This is a genomic window from Acinetobacter parvus DSM 16617 = CIP 108168, from assembly GCF_000368025.1.
Taxonomy (GTDB): Bacteria; Pseudomonadota; Gammaproteobacteria; order Pseudomonadales; family Moraxellaceae; genus Acinetobacter; species Acinetobacter parvus.
Genome location: NZ_KB849211.1, coordinates 845,890 through 862,619, shown reverse-complemented (window position 1 = coordinate 862,619; position 16,730 = coordinate 845,890). Strand labels below are relative to the sequence as shown.

Below are 16,730 nucleotides of genomic sequence, written 5' to 3'. Positions count from 1 at the left end.
TTAGAATAGTAATGTATAGTGCACAACTATGTCAAGTGGAACATCTTGTGGAACGGAATTTTTATGAACGAAACCCAACTTGAAAACCTCTGCTTGGACTGGTTCGCTGAAAATGGCTGGGAAGTCGTTCATGGTGTCGATATTGCCCCTGACAGCAGCAACCCTTTACGCAAAGACTATAAACAAGTTCTGATTGAAGCAGATTTACAAACTGCTTTTGAACGCTTAAATCCACATTTGCCAGTGAGCTGTTTTGAGCAGGTTTTACAAAAACTCACTAAGCCTGAAAGTCTGGATTTAATCACCAATAACCGTGCTTTTCACCACATGTTACTGGAAGGTGTACCCGTCAGTTATAAAAAAGAAGATGACTGGGTGAATGACCATGCATTTTTGGTCGATTTTAATCATATTTACCAAAATCGCTTTGTTGCCATTAATCAATTTACCATCCAAGGTACAAAGCAACCAAGACGACCTGACATTATCTGCTTTATTAATGGTATACCATTTGCTGTACTTGAGCTAAAAAGCCCCACCGATGAAAATGCAGATATTTGGGATGCGTTTAATCAACTACAAACCTATAAAGAAGAAGTTTCTGATCTGTTTGTATTTAATGAAGCATTGGTGGTAAGTGATGGGATTACAGCTCGGGTCGGTTCATTAACAGCAAGTCAAGAACGTTTCTTGCCGTGGCGTACCATTAAAAATGAAGATGATAAGCCGCAGTTGGAGTGGGAGCTTGAAACCGTTATTCGAGGCTTTTTTGATCGTGGGTTATTCCTCGATTACATCCGTTTCTTTATTTTATTTGAAATTGATGGTGGCTCTCAACAAGCCGCAGGCGCTACCATTAAAAAAATTGCGGGTTATCACCAGTTCCATGCAGTGCGTGAAGCTGTTCAGTCGACTATTGCCGCATCGAATCCTACAGGGGATAAAAAAGCAGGGGTGGTTTGGCATACCCAAGGTTCAGGCAAAAGTATCTCGATGTGTTGCTATGCTGGGAAGCTGCTTCAACAACCTGCAATGCAGAATCCTACCTTATTGATTGTGACTGATCGTAATGACCTAGATGGACAACTCTTTGAAACCTTTAGTCAGGCACAGGAATTATTAAAACAAACGCCAGTACAAGCCAATAATCGTGATGAGCTAAGACAACTCCTTGCTGAACGTGAATCAGGCGGAATTATTTTTACCACGGTACAAAAGTTTGCTTTGCTTGATGGAGAAACTGAACATCCATTGCTGAATGGTCGGCACAATATTGTGGTGATGTCTGATGAAGCCCACCGTAGCCAATATGGACTCAAAGCCAAACTGTCTAATGATGGGACTTATAAATTTGGCTATGCCAAGCACATGCGTGATGCTTTAAAGAATGCAGCTTTTATTGGTTTTACGGGTACGCCAATTTCCAGTGAAGACAAAGACACCCGAGCTGTCTTTGGCGATTATGTTTCGATTTACGATATTCAAGATGCGGTCGAGGACGGTGCAACTGTACCAATCTATTATGAATCCCGCTTGGCAAAATTGGATATTAATAAGGCTGAAATTGAGGAACTCTCTGATCAAGTTGATGAGGTGGTGGAAGATGAAGAAGATGTCGGTAGTCGTGAGAAGACCAAGGGTGAATGGAGTCGCTTAGAAAAATTAGTGGGTGCGACCCCACGCCTGAAACAGATTGCTGCGGATTTGGTAACACATTTTGAAGCCCGTACTGAAGCCACAGCAGGCAAAGGCATGATTGTGACCATGAGTCGTGAAATCTGCGTGCATTTGTATAATGAAATTATTGCTCTGCGCCCAGATTGGCATGATGATGACCCGAAAAAAGGCAAAATCAAAATTGTGATGACAGGTTCAGCATCGGATAAACCGTTATTGCAACCCCATATCTATAATAAGCAAACTAAAAAACGCTTTGAGAAACGCTTTAAAGATGTGAATGACCCGTTACAGTTGGTGATTGTACGGGATATGTGGCTGACAGGTTTTGATGCACCGTGTACCCATACCATGTATATCGACAAACCAATGAAAGGTCATAACCTCATGCAGGCCATTGCACGAGTCAACCGTGTCTTTAAAGACAAGCAAGGTGGTTTGGTCGTTGACTATATTGGGATTGCCAATGAGTTAAAGCAGGCATTAAAAACCTATACCGATGCCAAAGGGAAAGGTGAGCCAACATTACGTGCTGAAGAAGCCTATGCCGTGCTTGCTGAGAAAATGGATGCCATTCGTGGGATGTTTGCCAAGACCAATGACCAAGCTGGGTTGGATTTAAGCAGTTATGAAACACAAGCACATCGACTAATTATCCCAGCAGCCAACTATGTGTTGAGTTTGAAAGATGGCAAAAAACGCTTTTTAGATTTAGTACTTACAATTAATAAAGCCTTTTCATTGTGCGGTACCTTGGATGAAGCCAAGACATTACATAAGGAAATTGCATTTTATTCAGCCATTAAGGCCGTGATCAGTAAACATACTTCTGTGGATCGTAAATTATCGCAAGCTGAAAAGGATAGTACGCTTAAACAAATTTTGGATAATGCTGTCCTTGCTGATGGTGTAGCAGATGTATTTGCACTTTGTGGTTTAGATAAACCAAATATTGGTTTACTGTCAGATGAATTTTTAGAAGATGTTCGACAAATGCCATATCGTAACTTGGCAGTCGAATTATTAGAAAAATTATTGAATGATGGTATCAAGGCAAAAACGCGGAATAATCTCGTACAAGAAAAACGTTTTTCAGATCGTTTGCAGGAAACTCTAAGGAAATATAATAACCGTGCGATTGAAACCTCTCAAGTCATTGAAGAACTGATACAAATGGCGAAAGACTTTCAAGCTGAAATGGAACGTGAAGCGTCGCTAGGTTTGAACCCTGATGAAATCGCTTTCTATGATGCTTTAGCAAATAATGAAAGTGCGGTGCGTGAATTAGGTGATGATACGTTGAAACAAATTGCTCGTGAAATCACTGAGAAATTGCGTAAATCGACAACTGTGGATTGGCAAGTTCGAGATAGTGTACGTGCTCAGCTTAAAATCTTGGTACGACGTACTTTACAGCGTTGGAAGTATCCACCTGACAAAGCGGCAGAGGCTATTGAGTTAGTTATGAAGCAGGCTGAAATGTTATCGAATGCTTGGACAAGTTGATATAAGGTTAAGGAGTAGGTTGTTCTGCTCCTTATTAAGGGCTTGGATTGAAAAATAATTTTTGATGTCATTTTAGAATTCATCAGCAACCGATCAAGTCACCGTACATGATACCGATCAAGCTACCGTACAAGATGGCGATCATGTTCAATGCTTTGTTTCAGTTATGGGGCAAGAAGAGTATAGTTTGATAGAAGTAATGTCTTTACTGGGCTTATCCCACTATCCAACAGGATTACCTTAATCCAGCAATAGGGGCAGGACTGGTTGAACGTACAATTTCAGACAAACCAAAAAGTCCAAAGCAAAGATATAGATTGAGTGTATGAAACTAGATGGCTCAAACCCATATGAGCGACTGGATGACCCACTATGCCTATATAACTCTAAATCTGCTACAATTACGCCAATTTTGAATTCCCACTTTTTCAGTTTTAGTACATATTTAGAAATGTGTACATAACTGTGTACATATTGTAGATTTTTCTCATGAGTTTTAAAGATGAACTAGCGGCACAGGTTGCCCAGCGACGCACCTTTGCGATCATTTCCCACCCCGATGCGGGTAAGACCACCATGACCGAGAAACTGCTGTTATGGGGTAAGGCCATTCAGGTTGCGGGAATGGTGAAAAGCCGTAAGTCTGACCGTTCCGCAACATCCGACTGGATGGAAATGGAAAAGGAACGTGGTATTTCGATTACCACCTCGGTGATGCAGTTTCCCTATAAAAAGCACACCATCAACCTGCTGGATACCCCAGGACACGAAGACTTCTCGGAAGATACCTACCGTACCTTAACTGCCGTGGATTCTGCCTTAATGGTGATTGATGGTGCAAAAGGCGTTGAGGAACGTACCATTAAACTGATGGAAGTGTGTCGCATGCGTGACACACCCATCATTTCATTCGTCAACAAAATGGACCGTGAAATCCGTGAGCCTTTAGAGCTGTTGGATGAAATTGAAAACGTTCTCAAAATCAAATGTGTGCCGATCACTTGGCCGCTTGGTACAGGTCGTGACTTCGCTGGGGTGTTTAACCTGATCGAAGAAAAGTTTTATGTGTATAAAGCAGGTTTTGGTTCAACCATTACTGATATTGAAGTGCGTGATGGTTATGACCATGCGGATATTCGTGAAAAAGTCGGCGAATTGGCCTGGGCCTCTTTTGAGGAGTCACTTGAGCTGGTACAGATGGCAAATGAACCATTAGATCGCGAGCTGTTTCTGCAAGGCAAGCAAACCCCTGTGCTGTTCGGTACGGCATTGGGTAACTTTGCGGTTGACCATGTGCTGGATGCCTTTATCAACTGGGCACCAGAACCTAAGGCGCATCCAACTCAGGAACGTACTGTCGATGCCAATGAAGAGGGTTTTACAGGCTTCGTGTTTAAAATTCAGGCCAACATGGACCCGAAACACCGTGACCGTATTGCCTTTATGCGTATTTGCTCAGGTAAATATGAAAAAGGCTTGAAAATGAATCATGTGCGTATCGGTAAAGACGTCCGTATCAGTGATGCCCTGACATTCCTGGCGGGTGAGCGTGAGCATTTGGAAGAAGCCTGGCCTGGGGACATTATTGGTCTACATAACCACGGCACCATCCAGATTGGCGATACCTTTACCAGTGGTGAAAACCTGCATTTTACGGGGATTCCACACTTCGCCCCTGAAATGTTCCGCCGTGTGCGTTTACGTGATCCGTTAAAGTCCAAGCAATTGCAGAAAGGCCTGAAAGAGCTGTCGGAAGAGGGCGCGACACAGGTGTTTATGCCACAAATCAACAATGACCTGATTGTGGGTGCGGTGGGTGTGTTACAGTTTGATGTGGTTGCGTATCGTCTAAAAGAAGAATATAAGGTGGACTGTATTTATGAGCCTGTAAATGTACATACCGTGCGATGGATTCATTGTGATGATGAAAAGATTCTGAATGAATTTAAGAAAAAAGCCCATGATCAACTCTCGGTTGATGGTGGTGGGCACCTTACTTATTTGGCGCCAAGCCGTGTCAACTTGCAGTTGATGCAGGAACGCTGGCCAGATATTCAGTTCCGTAACACACGGGAACACTAAAATATATAAAAACAGCTTCTAATTAGAGGCTGTTTTTAATTGCACGAACTAAAAATAAGGCATGATGAGATGAATACTTTAAAACCACTTTTTGCTGTTAGTTTAATGATTGGAATGATGGCTTTAACGGCATGTGATCATCCAAAGAAAAATGAAACTGATTCAGCACAGGCAACTGAACAGCATACTGCAGCAGGTGAGAAAGCTGAGGTTTTACCCTATCTCAATATGCAGGAGGCCAAGGCGGATTATGCCTTGCCATTTTGTGAAAAGAAAAACTGTATTGATGTCGACATTCAAACCATTAAAACTCAGGATCAATGGCTGAATACATGGATTGCAAAAAATCAGGCCAACGTAATCCAGCAACAGATTGAACAGAATAAAAACCTGACCTTGCAACAGGCCATCAACGCCTATGTGAAAAAGTCAGATGAATGGCAGGATAAATATTCAAAAAACAAGGCCTACGAGCTGCATTTGAATACTCGTATTGCATCACAGCGAAATCAGTATGTGTTGCTGCAAGTGGGGGTAAATGCCCAGCAAGAAGATATTGCGGTCAAGGACCGTTTCTATTTCTTTGTTGCAGACCGTAAACTACAAAAAAGCCTCAGCGTGTTGGATGTGATTCAGAAGAATCAGCAAAATGCACTGAATGACATTATTCAGGCACACTATCAACAATGGATTGATAAACAATCCCCAGAAGTCAAAAAACAGGTGCCGAAAAAGCTGTATTGGGGACAGGCTGACTGGTTCTTCGATGGTGAGGGCATTGGCGTGCATTACCGTGCCAATGAAATTAGTAAGGATGCACCACAACTGGATATTTATTTAAGCACCGAACAGAGTAAACAGATGCTACAGCCTGATATTTATCAACAAATGTTCTAATCTTTGTAACAAGCGTATAGGAATTGCATGTATCACTAGCGGTTTGCGGTGAAGTCCGCTAGCATTTAAAAATCTTGTGTCATCACAATGCTTGCAGGTTCTTCGATGAAAACATTTTATAAATCTAGCGTTCTGGCGTGTGCAATTCTACTTGCCGCATGCCAGCCAAAATCAGAACCTAAGCAGCCAGAGGACAAGCAACAAGAGCAGCCTGTTGTACAGACACAGACTGAGCCGACCTTGCGTGGTGAAACGGTCAAGGTGCAGGTAAGTTTGCCTGAGTGTAAGGGCAATACCTGTCCAGATTTTAGCGTTGAACGCTTGCAGAGTAACTTTCCGTTTATTGACCAGTTACTTGATCAGGAAATACTGAGTCAACTCGGCAAGATGCTTGAAATTGTCGATCAGGATACCGCCGCCTCTAGCGTACAGACCGCTGAGCAAAAGCAAAATCTGGACGCGCAGGCCCAGTTGTATGCCAATTTATTTATCAAGATTGATGAAGAACTGAAAGCATTGAGCAGCAGTCATCAAATCAGTTTGATGATTAAACCAAAGATTTTACAGTCTAAGGGCACACTGGCAACGGTTGTGTTGAATAGCAGCAGTTATTTGGGTGGCGCACATGGTTCAACCTCGCAACGCTACTATAACTTTGACCTGACCAATCAAAAACAGGTGCAATTGAACGACCTGCTCTTGCCAAAACAAAAGGCAACGTTGGACAAGCTGGCGCATGATGCATTCAAGGTCTGGATTGTAGACACCAAACTTGCCAATAACCCTGATGAATATGAGCAGGCATGGCCGTTTAAGGTCACTGACAACTTCCTGTTGGGAGAGCAGGGCTTAATTCTGCAATATGCTGAATATGAAATTGGTCCTTATGTGGTCGGTCTGCCACGTCTGGTGATTCCATTTGACAAATTACAGGGGGTGTTAAAACCTGAATATTTGCCAAAGGTGGAAGCACCAGCAGCATCTACGCCTGTGGCAAATAAATCTCCTTAAATCCCTCTTTTATAAAGTGGGATTTTTAATAAAATGATGCAACTATTTGATACCCATACCCATTTTGATGTTGCCGATTTTGACCATGATCGGCAACATTTGGCTGTACAGGCGAAACAGGTTGGGGTAGAGGCTTTGGTTCTCATCGGTTTTATTGAATCCCGCTTTGATGAACTCATTCAGACCCACCAACAGTTACAACACTGGGAAAATGTCCCGCAATCCTATCTTGCACCTGGTTTACATCCTTTTTATATTGAGCAACATCAACAGGCACATCTACAACGACTGGAGCAGGTGTTAAAGCAGCATGATTGTGTCGCCTTGGGCGAGATTGGGTTGGATACCTTTTTAAAGCAACATAAACAGCCTGAGCTTTTTGCCAAACAGCAGCATTATTTTAATGCTCAACTTGAATTGGCAACGCATTATCAAAAACCTGTATTGCTGCATATCCGTAAAGCACATGCGGAAGCGCTTGCCATTTTAAAGGCTCAGAAATTCAAGCTTGGTGGTATTGCGCATGCCTTTAGTGGTGGTGTGGAGGAAGCTAAAGCTTTAATCAAACTGGGTTTTAAAATCGGTGTGACGGGGCAAATCACCAATCCAAATGCCAAAAAGTTACATCAGGTGGTACAGGCGATTGGCGCTGAGTATCTGGTGATTGAAACCGATTGTCCTGATATGACACCTTTATGTTGCCAAACCTCAACTGAGCACCGTACGAGAAATACGCCTGTGAATCTGCCTTATGTTTTAGACAGTTTGGCGCAAACCCTTGGGCATTCACAAGACCAGCTTGCCGAGCAATTATGGCAAAACTCATTGGCAGCCTTGCGTTTACAATAATAACAATAATCCCATTAAAAATAAGATAACTAAAAGGGAACACCTCATTTCTTAAACTGGCTTAGAGTGAATAAAGCACTTCATAACAAACAAATGAAATCGCCAAACTGGGAGGCTAAAGACCTGTACTTTAGAGGGTTTTAATCTTTCATGATTCAGTGCGCCTTGATGCGATTTAATCCAGATCACGATTCAGGTAAAATAACCATGATTTTTTGAAGTTAGATGAGCACATGACCGATCTCCAAAATGATGAATATGACCGCCGTTTTGCTGGCGTAGCCAAAATTTATGGAGAAAATGCATTTGCACACTATGAGCAAAGCCATGTCATGGTGATTGGTATTGGCGGTGTGGGAAGCTGGGCGGTTGAGGCACTGGCACGTACAGGCATTGGTGAGCTGACGCTGGTGGATATGGATGTGATTGCCGCATCCAACATCAACCGTCAACTGCCTGCAATGAGCTCGACACTTGGACAGGAAAAAATTGAGGTGATGGCGGAACGTTGCCGTCAAATCAATCCACGAATGAAAGTCAATGTGATTGATGACTATCTCACACCTGAGAATGTCAAAGAGATTCTGGATCCTGTCCCAACCATCGTTTTAGACTGTATTGATGATGTCAAAGCTAAGTTGGCTTTGATGCTGCACTGCCGTTTTAACAAAATCCCGTTGATTGTGTCAGGCGGTGCAGGTGGAAAGCTCGATCCCCTCAAGATTCGAGTGGCGGACTTATCCAAAACAGAACAGGACCCAATGCTTGCCAAACTACGCACACAACTACGTTCCAAAGGCATTTGTAAAAAGCCGAAAGACAAGTTTGGAATTACCTGCATTTACTCCATCGACAATCCATTTTCAAGCGCTGATGTTTGTGCAACTGTAGGTTTGCGCTGTGGTGGCTATGGATCGGCGGTGGTGGTGACTTCAAGCTTTGCAATGGTTGCGGTGGCTGAAGTCATGAAGAAGCTGGATAAAATCAGGGCTTAAACAGCCCAATAAATTAAGCCTGCGGATATTGTGGTGCCAGGCGGTAATAGCTGTAGGTGACATTGGGATCTTTGTACACGTCATAGCTGGTTTGTTTAAAATCAGAAACCCATTGCGAACCTGTAAAACCTGCAATATGTCCATAACGATGTTTTTTGGTGCGATGAATAATATAAATGTCACCTGGTTGTGGATTATTAAACTCAGGTGTGATTTTTTGATAACCAATCTGCTGCAAGGTACGGCCCCAGTCTGATGCGGCGACAGGATGCTGAACAATATTGGCGCCCGCAGATTGCAGGGCGATCCTAACGAATTTGGCGCACTGGGATGAGCTACGATAGGACGCACGCGTGGTTAACTTTTCAGAAAACTTGCTTACATCAATGGTTGGCGTTGATGGCAGCCTTGGCATCTCCCGATAAGGAATAACCAGCTGTTGTGCTGGTGGATATATCATGCTGTGGTCAACTGAAGGTACATCATAAATCATTGTAAATCTCTACCGCATTTTCAAAAAAACTGAACGTGTGCCAGAATCCGTACGCGGCACATAGTAAGCAATAAATTTTAAAAAAACTAAAATGTAATGTAATAATATAACAATTTGGGGTTTTTATAATAAATTATTTAAGAAAACTTTTTAAAGATTTTCTTAATTTTAAATAGCTTATATTTTCATCAATTTGAATCTTAAGATTTGTAAAATGATATTTCTTGGTGTGACTTGTGTCACATTTTTGTGGAACATCAATCAGTATTGATGTTCTTTTATGTAGTCTTCAGTACGTTGCATGGCTGCCTGAATATTCTGAATGGCATTTTCAATATCGGTAATGGTTTTTGCATTGCCACCACTCAGTGCCTGACGCCATTTACGTGCACCTGGCAAGTTCTGGAATAATCCCAGAATATGACGTGTGATAATTGAAAGTGGTGCGCCCTCAGCGACACGCTGGTGAATATACGGCATCATCTGCTGCATGATGTCAAAACGATTTGGTGCTTCCAAATTCCACAATTGACCCAGTTCAGCTAATAAATAAGGATTGTGGTAGGCTTCACGGCCAATCATCACCCCATCGACATGCTGTAAATGTTGCTGCGTTTCTGTAAAGGTTTTGATGCCACCATTGATTTCAATGGTCAGGTGGGGACGTTCCTGCTTGAGACGATAGACATCTTCATAACGTAAGGGCGGTACTTCACGGTTCTCTTTTGGAGACAGGCCCTGCAAAATGGCAATCCGCGCATGCACGATAAAGTGAGTACAGCCCGTTGCCGCAACAGTGTCAACAAAATGCAGCATTTCTTCATAAGACTGCATGTCATCAATTCCGATCCTATGTTTCACGGTGACAGGAATCGACACTGCTTTTTGCATACTATGAATACATTCAGCCACCAAGTCTGGTTCAGCCATTAAACATGCACCAATCTTATTGTTCTGGACACGGTCACTTGGGCATCCGACATTCAGATTAACTTCGTTATAACCCCAGTCTTCAGCCATTTTGGTACAGGTAGCTAGCTCTTGTGGATTTGAGCCACCGAGCTGCAACACAATGGGATGCTCTTCCTTGTTGAAGTCCAAATGGCGGTTGGCGCCACCATAAATGATCGCACCTGTAGTGACCATCTCGGTATATAAAACGACATTTGGATTAAATAGGCGGGCAAAAAAACGGTAGTCTTTGGTTGTCCAATCCATCATCGGGGCTACGCTGATTCTCGGAGATTGAGTGTTTTCAATGTTTTTGTTAATAGTCATTAAAAATCATACCTTTAATCTATATTCTGCAACCTGCGAGAATTTGTTTGAACCTGTGTTTAGGTGGGTGAATCCGTTTGCATTTACACCAAATTTTACACCATAATAGAAAAAATAGCTTTTGGTGTAAATTATGGGGTCAATTACAGCAAGGAAAGGTGCAGATGGTAAAGTTAACTATCGTGCTGCGATTCGAATCACTCGAAAGGGCTTTCCTGCTTTTTCTGAAAGTAAAACATTTCACTCAAAGAAATTAGCTGAAAACTGGATTAAGAAACGAGAAGTCGAAATTCAAGAAAATCCTGATATTTTGCTTGGCAAAGAAAAGTTGATTGATCTGACCTTATCAGATGCCATAGATAAATATTTGGATGAAGTCGGGAGCGAGTACGGAAGGACGAAACGCTATTCTCTGCTCTTAATTAAGAAGCTACCAATTGCGCGCAATATTATCACAAAAATAAAATCAGTACATTTGGCCGAGCATGTGGCTTTAAGGAAGGGTGGAATTCCGTACCTCGATCTTGAACCTATTGCGACTAGTACACTGCAACATGAGCTTTTACATATCAGAGGTGTTCTTTCTCATGCTGCTGTTATGTGGGAAATGGGTATTGATTTAAATAGCTTTGATAAGGCTACTGCTCAGTTAAGAAAAACACGTCAAATATCCTCCAGTCAAAAAAGAGACCGACTGCCTTCGAGAGATGAATTGATTGCATTGACGAAGTATTTTGCAGAACGATGGAAGCTAAATCGTTATGGCTCTAAATACCCAATGCATTTGATTATGTGGTTTGCAATTTTCTCATGCAGACGTGAAGCTGAATTAACACGATTGTATCTTCGAGATTATGACCCACATCATTCAACGTGGAAAGTGCATGATTTAAAGAATCCTAATGGTTCTAAAGGTAATCATAAGTCATTTGATGTACTTGATCCTTGTAAGGAGCTGATCAAAAGACTGAAATATTCAGAAGTTCGAGAACGGATGCTAAAGCTTGGACATAATGAAAATTTGTTATTGCCTTTGAATCCCAAAAGTTTGGGTAAAGAGTTTAGAGAAGCTTGTAAAATTTTGGGGATTAAAGATTTACGATTTCATGACTTGAGACATGAAGGCTGTACTCGATTAGCTGAACAGAGTTTTACTATTCCTGAAATTCAGAAAGTAAGTTTGCACGATTCTTGGGGGAGTTTACAGCGTTATGTATCAGTGAAAGCGAGAAGAAATATATTACAGTTGGAGGAGGTGCTACGCCTCATCGATGAAACGTAGCAAAATCTTTGGATGCCTCTGAATATTGCTTATCCAAGACAGCAGCAAGATCCTTAATGTGTACCAAAAATGGAGCACGTTTACTTTTATCTATTTTGAATACTGAGAAAGGGAATTGTTGATTATTCGCTTTTCTCAGTGCTTCGGCTTTGCTGAGGTGGGGGTAATAGTCAGAAACTACTGTCATTAGTTCAACGGTCATAGAACGATACTTTATAAAAAGTAGTTCGGTAGTATTAATTTGAAAGCAATTCATGAAGTGGTATTCCATACATAAAACTTTTTTAATTTGAATGGGTCACCTTTGAAGTAAGGCTGACCATCCCTATGTCTTAATCTTATTTTTTTGATGTAGGTCTTTATGTAATACTAATAATTAGAAATAATATTTTACTAGAGTTGTGGTATAACATATTGAAAACTATTATTTAGATTCATAAATGAAAAATTGCATACTTCTTGATTTTGAGCAATTGCAGGATGAAATTCTGAATTGCTTTTTGGATCATGCTGGACGTTTTTTAAGAGAACATAAAATAATAAGCGATCCTGACCCAAAGACTGAGTTTGAAGCGTCAGAACGCGAATTTTTGGTTGAACTGATGGTAGAGCATAGCCAAAAGCAGTTCTTTGGTGAAACGTATTCGGTACAGGACTTGCTGAATTTGCTTGGTCAAATTAATACGGTAATAGAGGGGATTCGTGATTATAGACAGCAGCAGATTAATGAGAAATATTCTGAAATATTAAATAAATATATTGAGTTGGTTGTTGATGAAGGCGGTAGAGTCTACACCTGTAACCCGAGTTTGAAGCGTAGAATCAATGGAATTTTGAATATAAGAAAACGATATGCGCCGCTGTTGCATAAAAAGCTTGAAATATTTTATTCAGAATTAACTGGTTATGCTCAAAAAAATGGCAGATTTAAAAATGTTTCGCAGGCAGTACAACTGATTTTACCCACGCTGCAAATCAAGTTTAGAGAGTTTGATTTGCAATGGGTTCAAAGCAGATTAGAGACAAATAAACAGAAAATTTTAGATTTAACAGAAGCCAGAAAAAATAACGAAAATAAAGACACCTGTGAAGATGATGATTTTGGTGTGTCATTTAAAATTCAGGATAGAACCTATCTAAACCAGATCAGGGAATTACAGAATGAAAATAAAAAATGGGAACAGTTTCTACAGCATCCAGAGCGGTATTTTCCACAGCAAAAGCAACTCCCATTTAATACAGCATATTGCGATGAAGTGCTGGTCAATCACTTAAGGCGTCGTCCTGATTTATTGAAAGAGATTATCCAAGTTCAATTATGAATATCATTAAGCTGATGAGGGGGCTCGTTCTTAGGCAGCAAGTGGATGAGGTGTACTATTGCTGCTTGCTCCTAGAAAAGAGTAACTGTTAGCTCAGGTTTGAGCTGGTACAACTTCATCGTCATTTTGTACGGTATTGCCATATTGATGATGCTGATCAAACCCTAAAGCATAATTGGTATTTGGTTGATTTTTGATTGTTAAAAATTGCTTTTGTTTTGCGCATTCATTTCTCAATTGAGCTTCAATTTCGCTAAGTGCTTCGGGTGCAAGAGTTTGGTTAATGCTTTGTTGATCTGCTTCGTTAATCTCGCCTAAAAAAGCTTTAATTTTCTCTAATTCAATGGTTTGATTTGTAGCCAATTGAATTAGGTATTCCTCAAATTCTTTTGCAGATTTGCTCATGTTTACGTGGATGATATTTTTTTGGTGCACGAGTTCTTTTTCGAGTTCTGTAATTTTTTCATCCTTTAATTTCAATTCTTGCTTTAAATTAGAATCATGATTTGAATTCTGTTCTTTTTTGAGTCTTGATATTATTTTATCTTTTTCACTTAATTTAAAATTATGTGCATCAATTAAAAATTCTAAGCAGTTATCTAGACTTTTAAACTTACAATTTTTTTTAATTTTCTCAAGTTGTTTTAATATATTTTCGTCCATTGTGATTTGTTTGGTGATACGGTTGGCTTTCTTTTTCTCAGAGTGGTATTTAAATAAAAGGAATTTCTTTTTTAAAATTGAAAAATGTTCATCATTAGTTTCAATAATAAAATTTGTTGTCTCACATATGAGAGGGTTTGTAAATATTTCGTTTATGTGGGATGGCCTAGCCAGATTTTCTAGAGAATCTGATATTAAATTCTCATTTGATCTAGGTTGGGGGTGATTTGTAGATGTGTAAACAATCTTTTGGCCAGGTTTATCAAGCCTAGTTAATAGACTTTCCTTCATGTAGCTCTCTTGATCCAAGAAATTTTTTTTAAGTCCGTATCAGTCGATAACCATTTATCTAAGGTTAAATGTGGTCGTACCATTTTAAAATTCATAAATATTTAATTAACATTTATATATCAGTAATTAAATATTAAGTAAATATTAATTATATAGTAACTGTTAAAAAATTAAATTTTAATTATCATTTCGTGCCTATCAGTATTACTGTAAAATACTTATACACAAATAAGAACTTGATGAGTGGGATTTTTTAGCATGAGTATCCACGATTCTGAACAGCGCTTTTTGGCGCTATTTATGGCTTTCTATCAAAGGGTGGAGGGGCAAATTTCAGCCTATGCTTTTTGGGCATTAATCACGTTTATCAGAAATTTTGGAGTCGGAAGTACATCATTGCCACTCGGTGAATTATCAAAAGTGATCGGCATACAGGTTAAAAAATTACGGGGTGTATTGAATGAGTTGGAACAACAGGGAATATTAAAAATAGATTTTCCTGAAACTGGAAAAAGGTCTAGAGTTCGTCATTTACAACTTAATCTTACTTATATAAGGCTTGATTCAGCCACGTCTATTGAATGGTTAGAAAATAGTAATAAGCGTATGGTTAGGCAGATCCCTTTATTAAAATTAATTCAGACTTTATTTATAAAGAGTGATGGCATAAGTATTAGCAATTCACCTAAAAAAATAGAGATCGACTGCTATCTTGATTATCGAAGTTATCTTGTTTTATTACGGTTGCTTTACGGTGCAGACTCGTTTGGGATTGTTATAGGGTGTGGAATTGGTGAAATTGAGCGAGCCACGGGTTTAAACAAGCAATCTATTTATCGTGCTATACAGCAGCTTAAAAAAAACGGATTTATCCGCTGCCAAGCGGATGGCGCAATTCGAAATAGTTTTATTCAAACAGAGTCTCCAATATACGCTTTAACCCTTTCGCATAGGTTTTGGGGGGATGCTGCGATCTTCGGCAAATTTTATATTTTGAAGTACCCCCAGCCGCATGTTTTTGAAGTTCAGAAAGTGGCCTCTATTTTTACCATGCTGAATCCAAAGAGCGACTTGTTGTCAAACACTAAAAGTGAAGATTCAGATGCTGGCTCGAAGGTGTTGAATTGCAAAAACTATTATCTGTTACATGATCCTTTGTGCTGGATGAAACCGTTTATTCTTCGGTCTCGTGATGCTGTAGGTTATGCAAATTATGTTGTGTTACAACAGCAGGAAATAATGAAGTTATATGATCATTATGTCGAGCTAAAGCGGTTACATCCAGAGAACCCATTATCAGCGACGTTTTATTTAAAGCCGCATGAATATATTTTGAAGGATGAGGCGGTTTTGGGTCATTTAGCATCTATCCAGCATACTAAACTCAGCGGGATGAACAACCGCTTAGGTCTTTTTCAAAGCTTGCTTGAACAGTGGTGCTGCCAGATATACAGTCAGAATAAATCGCTTTTTAAAATGCTGAAAGAAGCTAACCCAGTAGTAATCGATGATGAAAGCTTTGAGCGTTTAGGGTGCACAGACTTTCTCTATCCGTATTCATTGCAAGCGACTCAAATCAAAACAATCAAAGAGGATATGACGCTAAAAAATGAGTCTGATAAAATTGAATCAATGATCACCTTCAAGTTAAATGCTGAGCAGTCCAGAATTCATCAGTTTTTAATGGCCCTTATGGATCTAATTGCATATAACCAAATTTATTTTTTTCAGCAATGTATGCGGAAACATTCTGATATTGACCAAAAACTCAGTGCAACTAAAAGTAGTTTGGAAAGGGTGTTGGTAAATGCAACTGAAATAGTGACGCCTTTTAGGATTTTACCTCGGTCATTTATACAGAATACATACAGCTGTTGCTTTGTCCCTGATCAGCATGCGGAAACTAACAGGTATTTCTTAAGTGAATTGGCGTTTCAAGAACCCTTTCAGGATGGAACTCGCTTTGATTTTCCTACACAGCAAATAACAGAAACTTCACCAACACTGGCAGAACTTAAAGATTACGGACTGCTGCATCATCACTGTTTGTCATTATTCGAATAGTTTTTTGCGCTAAGTTTTTTTTGAAAAACCATTTTTCTGACTTAACTATCGTAACGCTAAAATATATAAAAAGCCGAGCTTAGCCGAAGGTCTAGAAATCCTACTGATCGGCTGGGCTATGGTTATTGCTTTTACGCTAAGACGGTTTTATCTATTATTAATATATAGATTAATACTAATAATAGATTAATGACTGTAGCGTATAGAACTATAAATACTCGATATATCAATACAATCACTATTACTCATACCTATAAGAACAGTTTGATATGTCATACAAGCTGAATAGATATCCCAATGTGGACGATGCTATTGAGTAT

12 protein-coding genes and 2 pseudogenes are annotated in these 16,730 nt (G+C 40.0%); 10 read left to right on the top strand and 4 right to left on the bottom strand.

Annotated elements, in window-relative coordinates:
• Positions 1 to 63: 63 nt before the first annotated feature.
• From F988_RS06095 to F988_RS06070, 7 genes and pseudogenes are all read left to right on the top strand, one after another.
• Positions 64 to 3,183, top strand: coding sequence for a type I restriction endonuclease subunit R (locus F988_RS06095; RefSeq protein WP_004681761.1), 3,120 nt, complete (start codon positions 64 to 66; stop codon positions 3,181 to 3,183).
• Positions 3,184 to 3,259: 76 nt separating this feature from the next.
• Positions 3,260 to 3,512: pseudogene (locus F988_RS15705) on the top strand (Fic family protein); the annotation flags it as partial.
• A gap of 160 nt (positions 3,513 to 3,672) precedes the next feature.
• Positions 3,673 to 5,265, top strand: coding sequence for a peptide chain release factor 3 (locus F988_RS06090; protein ID WP_004681760.1), 1,593 nt, complete (start codon positions 3,673 to 3,675; stop codon positions 5,263 to 5,265).
• Positions 5,266 to 5,334: 69 nt separating this feature from the next.
• Positions 5,335 to 6,162, top strand: a complete 828-nt coding sequence (locus tag F988_RS06085) for a hypothetical protein (RefSeq protein ID WP_010589194.1) — start codon at positions 5,335 to 5,337, stop codon at positions 6,160 to 6,162.
• Positions 6,163 to 6,267: 105 nt separating this feature from the next.
• Positions 6,268 to 7,173 (top strand): RsiV family protein, encoded by a 906-nt coding sequence (locus tag F988_RS06080; RefSeq protein WP_004681758.1) that lies wholly within the window; start codon positions 6,268 to 6,270, stop codon positions 7,171 to 7,173.
• A 36-nt stretch (positions 7,174 to 7,209) separates the two neighbouring features.
• On the top strand, positions 7,210 to 8,022 hold the full coding sequence (locus F988_RS06075) for a TatD family hydrolase (protein ID WP_010589192.1): 813 nt from the start codon (positions 7,210 to 7,212) through the stop codon (positions 8,020 to 8,022).
• 233 nt (positions 8,023 to 8,255) lie between these two features.
• Positions 8,256 to 9,017: a tRNA threonylcarbamoyladenosine dehydratase gene (locus F988_RS06070; RefSeq protein ID WP_004681754.1), complete on the top strand. Its 762-nt coding sequence runs from the start codon at positions 8,256 to 8,258 to the stop codon at positions 9,015 to 9,017.
• 13 nt (positions 9,018 to 9,030) lie between these two features.
• On the opposite strand, the gene F988_RS06065 is transcribed toward F988_RS06070, so the two are convergent.
• Positions 9,031 to 9,510, bottom strand: a complete 480-nt coding sequence (locus F988_RS06065) for a CHAP domain-containing protein (protein WP_004681753.1) — start codon at positions 9,508 to 9,510, stop codon at positions 9,031 to 9,033.
• 261 nt (positions 9,511 to 9,771) lie between these two features.
• Positions 9,772 to 10,788 (bottom strand): tRNA dihydrouridine(20/20a) synthase DusA, encoded by a 1,017-nt coding sequence (gene dusA / locus F988_RS06060; RefSeq protein ID WP_004681751.1) that lies wholly within the window; start codon positions 10,786 to 10,788, stop codon positions 9,772 to 9,774.
• A gap of 133 nt (positions 10,789 to 10,921) precedes the next feature.
• Between dusA and F988_RS06055 the strand changes: the two genes are divergently transcribed.
• On the top strand, positions 10,922 to 12,070 hold the full coding sequence (locus F988_RS06055) for a site-specific integrase (RefSeq protein WP_004644615.1): 1,149 nt from the start codon (positions 10,922 to 10,924) through the stop codon (positions 12,068 to 12,070).
• Here F988_RS06055 and F988_RS06050 read toward each other — a convergent pair.
• Complete coding sequence (locus F988_RS06050) at positions 12,054 to 12,326, bottom strand: pyocin activator PrtN family protein (RefSeq protein WP_004644614.1); 273 nt, start codon at positions 12,324 to 12,326, stop codon at positions 12,054 to 12,056. The genes F988_RS06055 and F988_RS06050 overlap by 17 nt on opposite strands.
• A 184-nt stretch (positions 12,327 to 12,510) precedes the next feature.
• Here F988_RS06050 and F988_RS06045 point away from each other — a divergent pair, with 184 nt between their 5' ends.
• Entirely contained in the window at positions 12,511 to 13,392 is an 882-nt protein-coding gene (locus tag F988_RS06045) for a hypothetical protein (protein WP_004644613.1), read from the top strand.
• Between the two features lie 93 nt (positions 13,393 to 13,485).
• Here the strand turns inward: F988_RS06045 and F988_RS06040 are convergent.
• A pseudogene (locus F988_RS06040) lies at positions 13,486 to 14,429 on the bottom strand (hypothetical protein).
• Between the two features lie 175 nt (positions 14,430 to 14,604).
• Between F988_RS06040 and F988_RS06035 the strand changes: the two are divergent.
• The gene (locus F988_RS06035; protein ID WP_004644611.1) at positions 14,605 to 16,410 is read left to right on the top strand and encodes a helix-turn-helix domain-containing protein; all 1,806 of its coding nucleotides are present in this window, start codon (positions 14,605 to 14,607) and stop codon (positions 16,408 to 16,410) included.
• Positions 16,411 to 16,730: the final 320 nt, after the last annotated feature.

Excerpts from the sequence above, each read along its gene's own strand:
- F988_RS06095 (WP_004681761.1), top strand. The coding sequence starts at position 64 with ATGAACGAAACCCAACTTGAAAACCTCTGCTTGGACTGGTTCGCTGAA.
- F988_RS06090 (WP_004681760.1), top strand. The coding sequence starts at position 3,673 with ATGAGTTTTAAAGATGAACTAGCGGCACAGGTTGCCCAGCGACGCACC.
- F988_RS06085 (WP_010589194.1), top strand. The coding sequence starts at position 5,335 with ATGAATACTTTAAAACCACTTTTTGCTGTTAGTTTAATGATTGGAATG.
- F988_RS06080 (WP_004681758.1), top strand. The coding sequence starts at position 6,268 with ATGAAAACATTTTATAAATCTAGCGTTCTGGCGTGTGCAATTCTACTT.
- F988_RS06075 (WP_010589192.1), top strand. The coding sequence starts at position 7,210 with ATGCAACTATTTGATACCCATACCCATTTTGATGTTGCCGATTTTGAC.
- F988_RS06070 (WP_004681754.1), top strand. The coding sequence starts at position 8,256 with ATGACCGATCTCCAAAATGATGAATATGACCGCCGTTTTGCTGGCGTA.
- F988_RS06065 (WP_004681753.1), bottom strand. The coding sequence starts at position 9,510 with ATGATTTATGATGTACCTTCAGTTGACCACAGCATGATATATCCACCA.
- dusA (WP_004681751.1), bottom strand. The coding sequence starts at position 10,788 with ATGACTATTAACAAAAACATTGAAAACACTCAATCTCCGAGAATCAGC.
- F988_RS06055 (WP_004644615.1), top strand. The coding sequence starts at position 10,922 with ATGGGGTCAATTACAGCAAGGAAAGGTGCAGATGGTAAAGTTAACTAT.
- F988_RS06050 (WP_004644614.1), bottom strand. The coding sequence starts at position 12,326 with ATGAATTGCTTTCAAATTAATACTACCGAACTACTTTTTATAAAGTAT.
- F988_RS06045 (WP_004644613.1), top strand. The coding sequence starts at position 12,511 with ATGAAAAATTGCATACTTCTTGATTTTGAGCAATTGCAGGATGAAATT.
- F988_RS06035 (WP_004644611.1), top strand. The coding sequence starts at position 14,605 with ATGAGTATCCACGATTCTGAACAGCGCTTTTTGGCGCTATTTATGGCT.